The sequence below is a fragment of the Rhizobium sp. A22-96 genome, assembly GCF_053521805.1.
In genome coordinates this window covers 397124-409599 of sequence record NZ_JBNWDQ010000003.1, presented here as the reverse complement: position 1 = coordinate 409599, position 12476 = coordinate 397124, and the positions used below count along the sequence as shown (strand labels likewise).

General features: G+C 59.8%; 14 protein-coding genes. 11 read left to right on the top strand and 3 right to left on the bottom strand.

What is annotated here, in order from left to right:
• Window positions 1-101 precede the first annotated feature (101 nt).
• A complete protein-coding gene (rarD, locus tag ACQZ6F_RS14765) occupies window positions 102-1013 on the top strand; it encodes an EamA family transporter RarD (protein ID WP_077469994.1) in 912 nt (303 codons plus the stop codon).
• A 28-nt stretch (window positions 1014-1041) separates the two neighbouring features.
• On the opposite strand, the gene ACQZ6F_RS14760 is transcribed toward rarD, so the two are convergent.
• The gene (locus tag ACQZ6F_RS14760; RefSeq protein ID WP_449093524.1) at window positions 1042-1665 is read right to left on the bottom strand and encodes an LOG family protein; all 624 of its coding nucleotides are present in this window, start codon (window positions 1663-1665) and stop codon (window positions 1042-1044) included.
• Between the two features lie 155 nt (window positions 1666-1820).
• Between ACQZ6F_RS14760 and ACQZ6F_RS14755 the strand changes: the two genes are divergently transcribed.
• The 7 genes from ACQZ6F_RS14755 to ACQZ6F_RS14725 all read left to right on the top strand — a co-directional run bounded on the left by ACQZ6F_RS14755 (window position 1821) and on the right by ACQZ6F_RS14725 (window position 9783).
• Window positions 1821-3875 (top strand): LysM peptidoglycan-binding domain-containing protein, encoded by a 2055-nt coding sequence (locus ACQZ6F_RS14755; protein WP_449093525.1) that lies wholly within the window; start codon window positions 1821-1823, stop codon window positions 3873-3875.
• A 211-nt stretch (window positions 3876-4086) separates the two neighbouring features.
• Complete coding sequence (locus tag ACQZ6F_RS14750) at window positions 4087-5973, top strand: ABCB family ABC transporter ATP-binding protein/permease (RefSeq protein WP_449093526.1); 1887 nt, start codon at window positions 4087-4089, stop codon at window positions 5971-5973.
• A gap of 123 nt (window positions 5974-6096) precedes the next feature.
• Window positions 6097-6795, top strand: coding sequence for an acid phosphatase (locus ACQZ6F_RS14745; protein WP_068385613.1), 699 nt, complete (start codon window positions 6097-6099; stop codon window positions 6793-6795).
• 203 nt (window positions 6796-6998) lie between these two features.
• On the top strand, window positions 6999-7541 hold the full coding sequence (gene pyrE, locus ACQZ6F_RS14740) for an orotate phosphoribosyltransferase (RefSeq protein WP_267549665.1): 543 nt from the start codon (window positions 6999-7001) through the stop codon (window positions 7539-7541).
• Between the two features lie 200 nt (window positions 7542-7741).
• Window positions 7742-8440 carry a phosphatidylserine decarboxylase gene (locus ACQZ6F_RS14735; protein WP_077469991.1) on the top strand — a complete coding sequence of 233 codons (699 nt, stop codon included), beginning with the start codon at window positions 7742-7744 and terminating at the stop codon, window positions 8438-8440.
• Between the two features lie 20 nt (window positions 8441-8460).
• Window positions 8461-9321, top strand: coding sequence for a CDP-diacylglycerol--serine O-phosphatidyltransferase (pssA, locus tag ACQZ6F_RS14730; RefSeq protein ID WP_077469990.1), 861 nt, complete (start codon window positions 8461-8463; stop codon window positions 9319-9321).
• Between the two features lie 324 nt (window positions 9322-9645).
• Window positions 9646-9783, top strand: a complete 138-nt coding sequence (locus tag ACQZ6F_RS14725; RefSeq protein ID WP_169055450.1) for a hypothetical protein — start codon at window positions 9646-9648, stop codon at window positions 9781-9783.
• A gap of 78 nt (window positions 9784-9861) precedes the next feature.
• On the opposite strand, the gene ACQZ6F_RS14720 is transcribed toward ACQZ6F_RS14725, so the two are convergent.
• Together ACQZ6F_RS14720 and ACQZ6F_RS14715 are read right to left on the bottom strand one after the other, a co-directional pair.
• Complete coding sequence (locus ACQZ6F_RS14720) at window positions 9862-10626, bottom strand: SOS response-associated peptidase (protein ID WP_449093527.1); 765 nt, start codon at window positions 10624-10626, stop codon at window positions 9862-9864.
• Window positions 10627-10668: 42 nt separating this feature from the next.
• A complete protein-coding gene (locus ACQZ6F_RS14715; protein ID WP_449093705.1) occupies window positions 10669-10989 on the bottom strand; it encodes a YnfA family protein in 321 nt (106 codons plus the stop codon).
• Between the two features lie 164 nt (window positions 10990-11153).
• Between ACQZ6F_RS14715 and ACQZ6F_RS14710 the strand changes: the two genes are divergently transcribed.
• From ACQZ6F_RS14710 to ACQZ6F_RS14700, 3 genes are all read left to right on the top strand, one after another.
• Window positions 11154-11606, top strand: coding sequence for an NUDIX hydrolase (locus ACQZ6F_RS14710; protein ID WP_077469988.1), 453 nt, complete (start codon window positions 11154-11156; stop codon window positions 11604-11606).
• A 60-nt stretch (window positions 11607-11666) separates the two neighbouring features.
• Window positions 11667-12101: a TIGR02301 family protein gene (locus ACQZ6F_RS14705; RefSeq protein ID WP_077470138.1), complete on the top strand. Its 435-nt coding sequence runs from the start codon at window positions 11667-11669 to the stop codon at window positions 12099-12101.
• Between the two features lie 104 nt (window positions 12102-12205).
• On the top strand, window positions 12206-12463 hold the full coding sequence (locus tag ACQZ6F_RS14700; RefSeq protein ID WP_068385602.1) for a hypothetical protein: 258 nt from the start codon (window positions 12206-12208) through the stop codon (window positions 12461-12463).
• Window positions 12464-12476 lie beyond the last annotated feature (13 nt).

The following is a 12476-nucleotide window of genomic DNA, read 5'->3' as shown; positions in this document are numbered from 1 at the left end:
TCTATCAAAAAGCTTGACGATGCCGTCAAGGAAATGAATTAGCCATGCGTTACGCATTGGAGTAATCCCGTCTCAAATAACAAGGAATGACGGGAAAAATCATGACCACCGATGCGGTCAAGCCGGAAATCAAGAACAACGACGCTATCCGCGGCTTCGGCTTCGCGATGACGGCCTACCTCTTCTGGGGCATTCTACCGCTCTACATGAAGGCCCTTGCGCATATCCCGGCCTTTGAGGTCATCGCCCATCGCATCTTCTGGTCGGTTCCGGTTGCCGGCGCCGTCTTGCTGGCACTCGGCCGCATGGGGGACGTGAAGGTGGCGCTGCGCAACCCGCGCACGGTTGCCATGGCCTCGCTGACCGCAACTCTGGTGACCATCAACTGGGGAACCTATGTCTGGGCGATCGGCGCCGGCCATTCGCTTGATGCAGCCCTTGGTTATTTCATCAATCCGCTCTTCAGCATCGCGCTCGGCGCCATCCTGCTCAAGGAAAAGCTGGCGCCCACGCAGATCGTCGCGATCTGCCTTGCAGCCGTGGCCGTGATCATCCTGACCGTAAAAGCCGGCACGCTCCCCTGGGTCGCACTGTCGCTCACCTTCTCCTGGGGCTTCTACGCGTTTTTCCGCAAGACTTTGCCCGTTGGGGCCAATCAGGGCTTCTTCATTGAGGTGCTGCTGCTCTGCATTCCCGCAACGCTCTACATTCTTTACCTGGAAGCGCGCGGCGAAGGCCATTTCTACCAGACAGGCCTCTCGGACACCGCGCTTTTGCTCGGATGCGGGCTGGTGACGGCGCTGCCGCTGATGATCTTTGCCAACGGCGCGAAGCTTCTGAGAATGTCGACCATCGGCATCATGCAGTACATCGTGCCCACAATGGTCTTCCTGATCGCCGTCTTCCTGTTCAAGGAACCCTTCGGCACGACGCAGATGATCGCCTTCTCGCTGATCTGGGCCGGGCTTGTGCTTTACAGCTGGTCGATGCTGCGTCAGAGCAGAGAGCGCTAACCACCAAGCATGGTTAGCAAATCTCTAATCAGAGCTTGGAAATAACAGCCTCTTCGCCGCTGCGGTCGCCGCGCGTTTCGGCAGCGTGCTTGCGGATGGCCGGGATGATGTCGGCCACGTTGTCGATCAGCAGCGGCTGTACGCGATGGGGAGTGTGAATGAAGCCTTCTTCCGTCATGTGGCGGATGAGCTCCATCATCGGATCCCAGAAACCGTTGATATTGGCAAAGATCATCGGCTTTTCGTGACGGCCGAGCTGACCCCACGTCATGATCTCGACGATCTCCTCCAGCGTGCCGATGCCGCCCGGTAGTGCCACGAAGGCATCCGACCGTTCAAACATGCCATGTTTGCGCTCATGCATGTCCGAGGTTATGATCAGCTCATCCAGTTGACCGAGCGAATGGCGCGTCGCTTCCATGTCGACAAGAAATTCCGGAATGATGCCGGTGACCTGACCGCCATGCGAGAGCACGCCGCTTGCGACAGCGCCCATGATGCCCTTGGTTCCACCGCCATAGACCAGGCGCAAACCGTTCTCGGCTATGCTTTTGCCCAGCTCCCGGCCTGCGGTCATGTAGGAAGAATCACGCCCCGGCCTGGAGCCGCAATAGACGCAGATGGATCGAATTGGCGTGGAATCGTCGGTCATGGATGCAAACAACAATGCTGCGAATGCTCAGTCAAGATTTTTCGACGGAAAACTTGTGCCCGGGCATGCGAAAATGGCTGAGAAAGCTTGTAAAAGCAGGCGAAATCGCTAGCAATTTCAGGAGTTGCGACGACTGCGCCGCGTGGAGATGAATGATGATGAAGAACCGTGCCGGTTGGCTGGCTCTGTTGGTGCTGATAATTGCGACCATCCTTATGGTCTTTTTCGTAATGCCGCGCATCAACGGCAACAAGAACCCAATCGGCGATGTCGTCAATCAAGCCAGCAACACGGTGAAGAACACCATCGACGAAAATGCGCAGAAGGCTGGCGAGACCGCGAAGACGACGGCCCAGGCAACACAGAATGCTGTGTCCAACGCCGTCAACACGGCCGATCTTGCCAAGAAGCTGACCGATCTGACCGGCGCTGCGGCGACATCGCTCGTCGACCTCAAGGGGTTGTTCAAGGATGGCGCCGCGCCAAGCCAGGATATTGTCGCAGCCGCGAAGACGAAGACGATCACGGCGCTTCAATCGATCGTCGGCTTTGCGCTTCCTGAAGGCATCGACGCGACAACGACCGGCCTCATCAAAAAGGCCCAGGATGGCGCGGGCAAGGCAGTCGCCATCATCCAGTCGCTTCCGGATAACGCCGCTGAAGCCAGCGCCGCGATCGACAGGGCATTGGCGGCTCTGACCGGCCAGCCGGCACCACAGACCGAGGCCGCCGCAAAGTCTCCAGTCCCGTCCTTCGACGTGCTGCGCGTGGAGCCGGACGGTTCCACCGTCATCGCCGGTTCGGCCGAGCCGAACGCCAAGCTTGAGATTGTCGATGGCGAAAAGGTCGTCACCACGACCAATGTCGGGCCCAGTGGCGATTTTGCCGCCGTACTCGACAATCCCCTGCCACCCGGCGACCACGAACTGGTGCTGCGTGCCACGGGCAAGGACGGCAAGGCCGTGAATTCCCAGGAAGTCGCAACCGTTTCCGTGCCGAAGGACGATTCCACACAGCTTCTCGCCATGGTCTCGAAGCCCGGCACCGCCAGCCGCATCATCACGGCGCCCTCGGCCAAGCAGGGTCGCGTGAACACCGCGGAGCAGAATGCACCGGCAGCCAATACCCAGAGCAACACCGCAACGACCCCCGACGCCAAGCCACAGCAGGATGGCACGGCCGTCGCATCGGCCAACCCTGCTGCCGGCACGACGACCCCGCCGCCGGCAAAGACCGACGCTGAGCCCGAAGTCATGGTCAATGCGGTCGAAATCGAAAACGACCATATCTTCGTTGCCGGCACCACGAAGCCGAACGCCAAGGTGCGCGCGTATGCCGACGACAAACTGATCGGCGAAATTGCTGCCGGCGCAGACGGCCATTTCGTCGTCGATGGCGCGATGCCGCTTGCGGTTGGCGACCACAAGATCCGTGTCGACGTGCTTGACGAGGCAGGCAAGGTCGTGGTGCGCACCAGCGTCAACTTCACCCGCCCGGAAGGCAATCAGGTAACCGTTGCCGCACAGACGCCGGCTGCGACCGGCGCCCAGTCGCAATCGACGGCGGCGAACATGGTGCCGCTCGATGAGGGCGAACTCGCCAAGCTGAAGGAAGGCGCCGGCAAGGCTTTCGCGCTGCTGAAGGGTCTGTTCACCGATGGCAAGCAGCCGAATGCGGAACAGCTTGCCGCCGCCCGCTCCGGCACCGAGATCGCGCTGAAATCGCTTTCGGAATTCCGGCCGTCGATCAGCGCCAGCGCCAGCCTGAAAAAGATTGCTTCCGATGCCTCGGCCGCCGCCCTGAAGGCGCTTGGCGTATTGCAGGCCCTTCCGAAGGACCCGAAGTCGGTCGGCGATGCGCTGCCCAATCTCGAGCGGATGATCGCCGCCATCACCGCTCCCGTGCAGACGGCGCCGGCACAGCCGAATCCGGAGGTCTCGTCCAGCGAGAACGGCCCGAAGACGCTGGAGCAGGCGCCGCTTTCGCAGGACACCAGCGCGGTCATCATCCGTCGCGGCGATACGTTGTGGCAGATTTCGCGTCGCATCTATGGCGCCGGCGTGCGCTACACGACGATCTATCTGGCCAACGAGGACAAGATCAACAATCCGGACCGTATCCTGCCGGGACAGGTGTTCGGCCTGCCGAAGGATGCACTGCCCAATGCCGAAGAGCTTCACCGCAAGCGGCTTTCGGGCGAACATCTCTAGGCGGATCGCCGTCACTCGATAACGACATTCATTGGCCGGGCGCCACCAACGCCCGGCCAATGCTTTTATGCGTCATAAAAATAGTATAAGCGTCGCGCGATCCCCATCGCCTTCACGCAGCGGCCATGCCTTTGTGTGTCAGGCCTTTCCAGCCGGACCGACACCACATCGTCACTGTCCGGCTGCCTCAATTATTTCGCCGGAGACGGACATGGCAGACCGCAAGAAGACCATATCGGCGGATTCCAGCAATCCATTGAATACGATCGTCAACCTCTGGCCCTATATGTGGCCCGCCGGTCGCATGGATCTCAAAATGCGCGTCGTATGGGCGACCGTCTTCCTGCTGATCTCGAAATTCTTCCTGCTGCTGGTCCCGTATTTCTTCAAGTGGTCCGTCGACGCCCTGAACGGCAAGCTCGATATGCAGGGCATCCTGCCTGCCTTCATGGTCGGCGCCATCGCCCTGATCATCGCCACGAACGTCACGCGTCTCATCCAGCTCGGCCTCAACCAGCTCCGGGATGCGCTGTTTGCAAGCGTTGGCCAATATGCCGTTCGCCAGCTCGCCTACCGCACCTTCGTCCACATGCATGAGCTGTCGCTGCGCTTCCATCTGGAGCGCAAGACAGGTGGCCTGTCACGCGTCATCGAGCGGGGCACCAAGGGCATCGAGACGATCGTCCGCTTCACCATCCTCAACACGTTTCCGACCTTCATCGAATTCCTGCTGACCGCCATCATCTTCTGGCGCGGCTATGGCTTTTCCTATCTCGCCGTCACGGCCGTCACCGTCTGGCTCTACATCTGGTTCACCGTCAAGGCGAGCGATTGGCGCATTTCCATCCGCCGCACGATGAACGACAGCGACACGGACGCCAATACGAAGGCGATCGACTCGCTGTTGAACTTCGAGACCGTCAAATATTTCGGCAACGAGGAGATGGAGGCCAAGCGCTTCGATCAATCGATGGCGAAGTATGAAAAAGCGGCGACCGGCGTCTGGACATCGCTCGGCTGGCTGAACTTCGGCCAAGGCGTGATCTTCGGTCTCGGAACCACAGTCATGATGGTCATCTCCGGCTGGTCGGTTCTCAATGGGCACCAGACGGTTGGCGACTTCGTTTTCATCAATGCCATGCTGCTGCAGCTCTCCGTGCCACTCAACTTCATCGGCTTCGTCTATCGCGAAATACGCCAGGGGTTGACCGATATCGAAGAGATGTTCGACCTGCTGGAAGTCAGGCCGGAAGTGGTCGATGCGCCCGACGCCAAGGAGCTGGTCATCGGCAATGGCGCCATCTCGTTCAAGGACGTGCATTTCGCCTATGATCCCGCGCGGCCGATCCTGAAGGGCATTTCCTTCGAGGTGCCGGCCGGCAAGACGGTGGCCGTCGTCGGCCCGTCGGGTGCGGGCAAATCGACGCTATCGCGCCTTCTCTATCGCTTCTACGACGTCCAGAGCGGCACGATCACCATCGACGATCAGGACCTGCGCACGGTGACGCAGAAGAGCCTGCGCAAGGTCATCGGCATGGTTCCGCAGGATACCGTGCTCTTCAACGACACGATCGCCTACAACATCCGCTACGGCCGGCCAGACGCCAGCAACGAGGATGTGGCGGCGGCGACCGAGATCGCCCAGATCGGCGATTTCATCCGCCTTCTGCCCGAGGGTTTCGACACAAAGGTCGGAGAGCGTGGCCTCAAACTCTCGGGTGGCGAGAAGCAGCGTGTCGCGATCGCCCGCACCGTCCTGAAAGCGCCGCCGGTCCTCATCCTCGACGAAGCGACGTCAGCGCTGGACACCACGACCGAACGCGAAATCCAGGCAGCCCTCGATGTCGTTTCCAAGAACCGCACGACGCTGGTCATCGCCCACCGCCTTTCGACCGTGATCGGCGCCGACGAAATCATCGTGCTGAAAAGCGGCGTGATTGCCGAGCGCGGCACGCATGCAGACCTTCTAGCCCAGAATGGTCTCTATGCCTCCATGTGGAGCCGCCAGCGCGAGGCAACACAGGCCGAGGAGCATCTGAAGCAGGTGCGCGAAAACGACGACCTGGGCGTGGTCAACCGGCTGGCGCCGGCAAGCTGAAGCATGCTGGCATCAAGCATGACCACCGCTGCAAATATGGCACGGAGAGATTGCACACTGCGCTTGTCACGTAGTTGAGACAACAGCTTGATAGGTACGGGTCTCACTAAAAGGGAGCCCCAAATGCGTAATTTCACCAAAGCTTTAACGTTGCTGCTCGTTATCGGCGTTGCCTCGCCGGTTTTCGCTGAGGATGCCAAGCCGTTTGCTGATGCCAAGGAGATCAATCTCCTCAATCTGCTGCCGCCACCGCCTGCCAATGATTCGGCACAGATGAAGGCCGAGCTCGGCGAAATCCTGACAATCCAGGTCACCCGCACCCCGGAAGCGGCCGCACGCGCCGTTGCCGATGCCGAAGAAAACGTCTGGCGCTTCTCCGACGTCATCGACAATCCGAAATTCACCAAGGAAAACCTGCCGAAGTTCTCGGCCTTCTTCGACCGTATCGTCGAGACCGAAGGCGCCGTCGTCGATCCGGCCAAGGATGTCTGGAAGCGTCCGCGTCCGCATCTCTACAGCGATCTCGTCAAGCCGATCGTTCCGCTGTCGAAGTCCGGCTCCTATCCGTCCGGTCACACGACGCTCGGCACGCTGATGGGCATCGTGCTCTCGAACATGGTGCCTGAGAAGCGTCCGGTCATCATGGCTCGCGCCTGGGAATACGGTCACAACCGCGTCGTCGGCGGCATCCACTATGCATCCGACATCGAAGCCGGCCGCATCGCCGGCACCGTCATCGCCGAAACCATCATGACGCATGACGACTACAAGAGCGAATACGAAGGCGCCAAGGCCGAACTGCGCGCCGCTCTCGGCCTCTGATATCTGCTCCGAAACACCGTTCACATTCGCAGGCCGCCGGATCGTCTCCGGCGGCTTGTCTTTTACGGCCCTCCGAGCGTGAAGGGCGAACGCCCTTCCCGCCCAACAGCATCACGCGTTGCAACCGCTGAACATTATGTGGTTTACGGCCGCATGATTTCGCGCGTATACGCGTGAAACTTTGCGATATTGGAGGTTTGCTGATGACTGATGGCGTAACTTATACGAAAAGCGATCTTGCGCGGCGTATCGCCGAAGTGGCAACCTTGGAGGGCGAGTTCAAGCTTCGCTCGGGCCAGATCTCCAACCGCTATTTCGACAAGTACCGCTTCGAAGGCACGCCATCATTGTTGAAGCCGCTTGCGCGCGCCATGATTGAACTCCTCCCGGCCGAGACCGAGATCCTTGCCGGTCTGGAACTGGGCGGCATCCCGCTTGTGACGGCAATCTCGCTTGAGACCGGCCTCCCAGCAGCGTTTATCCGCAAGGAAGCAAAGACTTACGGGACATGCCGGGCAATCGAGGGCCAGCAACTCGCCGGCCGCAAGGTAACCTTCATCGAGGATGTGATTACGACGGGTGGCGCGGTCAAGGATGCCTATCACCTGGCGCTCGGCGAACAGGCACACATCCTTGCCGTCATCTGCGCCATCTGGCGCGGAGAAGGCGCTCCTGCAATCCAGGGCGTTCCGCAGCTTTCCGTTCTTCCCGTCTTTACGAGAGCGGATTTGGAAAGCGCCAGATAGCGATACGCAGCAAACGAAATTCGGATAGCATGCGGGCAAACGTGGGAGAGCATTGCCCATGACAGCGTTTGCCTGTAGTCACCGTCGACTGGTAATCAGAGCAAGACCGCTTATCTTGTTCTCATCTTTTGACTGGCGCGATGTCGCGCGGTAACCGGGGTTCGGTTTTCGCAAGGGCGCCCTAACGGAGTAGGCTGTAGATGAGCTTGTTGAACAGCGTGCGCAACGTCATCGTTCCGGTGCACAAGGAGGGGTATCCCTTCGTTGCAGGTTTCTTCGTCGCGTCGCTGGTGCTGGGCTGGATCTTCAAGCCGCTCTTCTGGATCGGTCTGATCCTCACGCTCTGGTGCGCCTATTTCTTCCGTGATCCCGAGCGCATGACGCCGCAGGACGACGATCTGGCGATATCGCCTGCGGATGGCAAGGTTTCCGGCGTGCAGATGGTTACGCCGCCGGCCGAACTTAACCTCGGCACAGAACCGATGCTGCGCGTCTCGATCTTCATGAACGTCTTCGACTGCCATGTGAACCGTTCGCCGATGCGCGGCCGCATCACCAATATCGCCTATCGTCAGGGCAGCTTCCTCAATGCGGAACTGGACAAGGCGAGCGAGCAGAACGAGCGCAACGGCCTCGTCATCGAGACCAAGCACGGCGAGATCGGCGTGGTGCAGATTGCCGGCCTCGTCGCCCGTCGCATCCTTTGCTTCGTCAACCCGAACGAGCCGCTGGACGCCGGCGAGCGCATCGGCCTGATCCGCTTCGGCTCGCGTCTCGATGTCTTCCTTCCGGAAGGCGCTTCTCCACGCGTTGCCGTCGGCCAGAGGGCGATTGCCGGCGAAACCGTGATTGCCGAATTCGGCTCCGCCAAGGGCCCGACCGTTAGCCGCCGCAGCTGAGCCTCAGGAAAACGAGTGACATGAAGACGCCCTTTCCGCCTTTCGAGCCTCACGGACCCAACGACGAAGCCCGCGGGCCGCGCCTCAGGGAAATTCCGTTGCGGCTGATCGTGCCGAACATGATCACCGTGCTGGCCATCTGCGCGGGGTTGACGGGTATCCGCCTTGCTTTCGAAAACCGCTACGAACTTGCGGTCGTCGCGGTGCTGGTCGCGGCTTTCCTCGATGGCGTGGACGGGCGCGTGGCGCGGCTAATGAAAGCGACGTCCAAATTCGGCGCGCAAATGGATTCGCTGGCCGATATCGTCAATTTCGGTGTCGCTCCGGCGCTGGTCGTCTATGTCTTTCTGCTCGACCAGGCTCACTCGCTCGGCTGGATCGCTGCCTTGATTTACGCCATTGCCGCCGCCTTGCGGCTCGCGCGCTTCAACGTCATGGTCGAGCGCGAACACAAGGCCTCCTGGCAATCGGAATATTTTGTCGGCGTTCCCGCGCCTGCCGGCGCCATGCTGGTGCTGCTGCCGGTCTATCTCGGCTTCCTCGGGCTGACACCAGACAAGACTTTCGCTTACTTCGGAGCCGCCTACACGGTGCTCATCGGCTTTCTGCTGGTCAGCCGCCTGCCTGTCTGGTCCGGCAAAACAGAAGGCAATGGCATCCGCCGTGATCTCGTGCTGCCGATCATGCTTGCTCTCGTCGTCTATGTGGCGCTGCTGATGAGCTATACATGGCATGTCATGGTCGTGACCGTCGTCGTCTATCTGCTGTCGTTGCCGCTTGGCGCGCGTTCCTGGGCGAAGAAATACGGCACTTACACCATCAATGGACCAGGCGATCCGGATGTCGACGATTCCAACGACGATATCGGCCGGCATATCTGAGAGGCGCGCAAAGCGCCCGGTGTGAAGGCTCTGAAGGCACCCCTGTTCGCAACCGCAGTCTGTAAGTTTCCCTTAGCAATCAGATGGACTGAGATGGACGCCGTGCCGTAGTGGGCGTGCGCACAGCCGAAGTATTTAACCGAATATTAGCATCTCGTCAGAACGGATTTTACGCGAAGATTCGATGCTAATCTCTCGAAATATGGTCATTGTTTACAAAAGCTGATTGGCCAACGCCTTCGATTTGTCATGATTTACCACGAGATAGCGATGCACGGCAGTGAATCGCGAAATGCTCCGGGGGAGCATGGTGAGGAGTTAATCATGACGCAGAAGAAAGACGAAGAAGCACAACCGCAGGCAAAGATCGATCCGAGCAAGCTGTATCGCCCTCTGGGCCTGAAGGCCGTGCTTGCAGCTCACCTGATGCTGAAGAAGCCGCTGAAGAAGAAAATCGCTTAGGTTCGATAATCGACTGCCTGCGTGCCAAGCCCACTTGGCGCAGAGGCATCCCGACGCCGGTCGCCAAATGGCGGCCGCTCAGAGAAGGCTTAATTGGCCATCGTCGGGATTTGTCTTCTTTGGCAATTTCCGCACCGGCTCGACCGCTACCGGCATCTGCAGATCCGGTCCCATGTTGGCAACCTTGTTGACCTTATCCGAAACCGGAATTGCCTCGAAGAAATCCTCCTGAACCGGTGCCATCAGATCCAGGACCTCGCGCGGCTCCTGCGTCTTGCAATCGAGCCAGCGGGCAAAATCCTCCGGCTGGATAACGACCGGCATACGATCATGGATGGGCCGCATGGTGCTGTTCGCGGCGGTCGTCAGGATCGCGCCGGTATCCACCTCAGAGCCGTCGGCCGACGACCAGGTTTCCATCAGCCCGGCAAAGGCAATGACCCCGCCCCTGCGCGGCCTGATCCAATAGGCCTGCGATTTCTCGCCGCTTTCCTTCGACGGCCGATGCCACTCATAAAAGCCGGAGGCGGGAATAAGGATGCGGCGATGGCGCATGGCCGCTCGGAAAGACGCCTTACCGATCGCCGTTTCGGCCCGCGCATTGATCAGAAGCGGAAACTCCTTCGGGTCCTTTACCCAACCAGGCAAAAAACCCCACCGAACCAGGAGAGCGCGGCGATCCGGCAGATTGCTTCCGGGCTGCTGCCTGTCACCTGAGACCACGACAAGGATCGGTTGCGTCGGCGCGATATTGAAGCGCGCGGGAAAATCGTCGCGCAGCAGAACGCCCAACGCCTCGCCCACATAGTCCGCCGTCGATGTCAAAGCAAAGCGTCCGCACATGGGGCTTGTTTTGCACCCGGAAAGCGCCGGGTCAAGCGGAAGCTAGCCGCGCGGGCCGAAGAGGATGAGACCCGCACCGACGAGGCAGATGGCCGCGCCTGAAATATCCCAGCGATCCGGCAAGCGACCCTCCGCCAGCCAGAGCCACAGAACGGAGGCAACGATATAGACGCCGCCATAGGCCGCGAAAGTGCGCCCGGCGGCTTCGCTCGGCACCAATGCCAGCAGCCATGCAAACAAGGCCAGAGCCACCATGCCGGGAGCAAGCCACCAGATCGGCTTTGCCAGCCGGAGCCAGGCCCAGAAGGCGAAGCAGCCGGCAATTTCGGCCAGCGCTGCCAGAGCATAAAGTCCGTAGATCATCCCCATGGTCACTCGTGCATGCGGCGCATCCGAATCGTCGCCTATTTCGACAGCGAGTTAAGGGGCTTTCCAAGGGGACAGCAAGGGTCGATTCCTGTAGAGATTGGCCGATAATGGCTTAAGCCATTGCCTCCAGTCCTGTCATGCGAATGCGAACCGACCCGATGATGTCTCTTCCCCGCCCCGCCTCCTCCGCCATTCTTGAACGCGACGGCCATTTCCTGCTGGTGCTGCGCAGCAACCCGCCGTCGGCCGACATGTACGCCTTTCCAGGCGGCAGGGCCGAAGAAGGCGAAACGCCTGATGAAGCCGCCCTGCGCGAGTTCAAGGAAGAAACCGGCATCACGGCGCGCAACCCTCGCCTGTTCGAAACCTATGACCTGCGTTCGCATGCGGCAGACGGTACGCTGACGAGCCATTTTCTGCTGTCGGTCTTCCTCGTCGATGCCGACAAGGATGCGATAGCGGAAGCTGCCGACGACGCCGCTGCCATCGGCTGGTATTCGCTGGAGGAAATCCGCGCCCTGCCCGTGCCGGCGAGCGTGCTCGAATGTGTCGAGAGGATTGCCGCTGCAGGAACGCAATCCGGCCGCCAAATTAACGATATGGAGCAATAACGGGGTGAAAAGCCGGCCTGACGCCTTGTTCCCGTCATGCTTGTCCGGTCAACTGGCGCCATGATTCACAACCGTCTTGGGCAATCGCTTCTGATCTGCATTGGGCTGGCTGCTGCATTTCCCGCGGCGGCGCAGCCTGCAGCGAATGCTCCGCCGGTGCAGGCGCCCGACAATGCGGACGTCGAACGGCCCACGCCCTATGACGAGCAACTTTCCCGCCTTGCCGAAATTCTCGGCTCGATCGATTATTTGCGCAATCTATGCAGTGCCACACGAGAAGACGGATGGCGCGGCGACATGCAGCAATTGCTCGATACCGAGACGAAGGGCGAGCAGAAACGGAAGGAGAGGCTGACGGCCTCATTCAACCGTGGGTATAGGTCATTCGCATCGGTTTACGCCAATTGCACACCGCAGGCCCTCGTTGCCGAGGAGCGATACCGTAACGAAGGTGCAACACTGGCCACAGAAATCACCGCGCGCTTTGGAAATTAACGTTTTATTAACCCCTTTTCGTACCGAGCCGTGTCGTTTTAGGAAAAGGCTGATAAAGTTATTAAGCAAGTGGTAAGGACATGAACGTCTCGAGGAAAGAATCAATGGAAACCAGCCTGAATGAAATCGACGATATGATCGTCCATGAAAAGATGCAGGCAGCGCTGGAATACCAGAATGAAGCTTGGGCCGACGGCATGGCAGACGGTATCGAACCGGAAATTATTGCCGATGCTGCCATTGCTCACGCGATTCGTGAGACAATTCGTAATCAGGGCGAACAGGGCGCGGAAGCCTTGCTCGAATCGCTTCGCGAACGCATGCTCGCTGGCGAGTTCTCTCCGAACCGTACCCTGCAATAACAATCAGAGATTG

Coding starts and splice junctions, on each gene's coding strand:
- ACQZ6F_RS14735 (WP_077469991.1), top strand. CDS start 7,742: ATGAGCTTGTTGAACAGCGTGCGCAACGTCATCGTTCCGGTGCACAAG.
- ACQZ6F_RS14755 (WP_449093525.1), top strand. CDS start 1,821: ATGATGAAGAACCGTGCCGGTTGGCTGGCTCTGTTGGTGCTGATAATT.
- ACQZ6F_RS14710 (WP_077469988.1), top strand. CDS start 11,154: ATGATGTCTCTTCCCCGCCCCGCCTCCTCCGCCATTCTTGAACGCGAC.
- ACQZ6F_RS14715 (WP_449093705.1), bottom strand. CDS start 10,989: ATGATCTACGGACTTTATGCTCTGGCAGCGCTGGCCGAAATTGCCGGC.
- ACQZ6F_RS14720 (WP_449093527.1), bottom strand. CDS start 10,626: ATGTGCGGACGCTTTGCTTTGACATCGACGGCGGACTATGTGGGCGAG.
- ACQZ6F_RS14725 (WP_169055450.1), top strand. CDS start 9,646: ATGACGCAGAAGAAAGACGAAGAAGCACAACCGCAGGCAAAGATCGAT.
- ACQZ6F_RS14745 (WP_068385613.1), top strand. CDS start 6,097: ATGCGTAATTTCACCAAAGCTTTAACGTTGCTGCTCGTTATCGGCGTT.
- ACQZ6F_RS14705 (WP_077470138.1), top strand. CDS start 11,667: ATGATTCACAACCGTCTTGGGCAATCGCTTCTGATCTGCATTGGGCTG.
- pyrE (WP_267549665.1), top strand. CDS start 6,999: ATGACTGATGGCGTAACTTATACGAAAAGCGATCTTGCGCGGCGTATC.
- ACQZ6F_RS14760 (WP_449093524.1), bottom strand. CDS start 1,665: ATGACCGACGATTCCACGCCAATTCGATCCATCTGCGTCTATTGCGGC.
- pssA (WP_077469990.1), top strand. CDS start 8,461: ATGAAGACGCCCTTTCCGCCTTTCGAGCCTCACGGACCCAACGACGAA.
- rarD (WP_077469994.1), top strand. CDS start 102: ATGACCACCGATGCGGTCAAGCCGGAAATCAAGAACAACGACGCTATC.
- ACQZ6F_RS14700 (WP_068385602.1), top strand. CDS start 12,206: ATGGAAACCAGCCTGAATGAAATCGACGATATGATCGTCCATGAAAAG.
- ACQZ6F_RS14750 (WP_449093526.1), top strand. CDS start 4,087: ATGGCAGACCGCAAGAAGACCATATCGGCGGATTCCAGCAATCCATTG.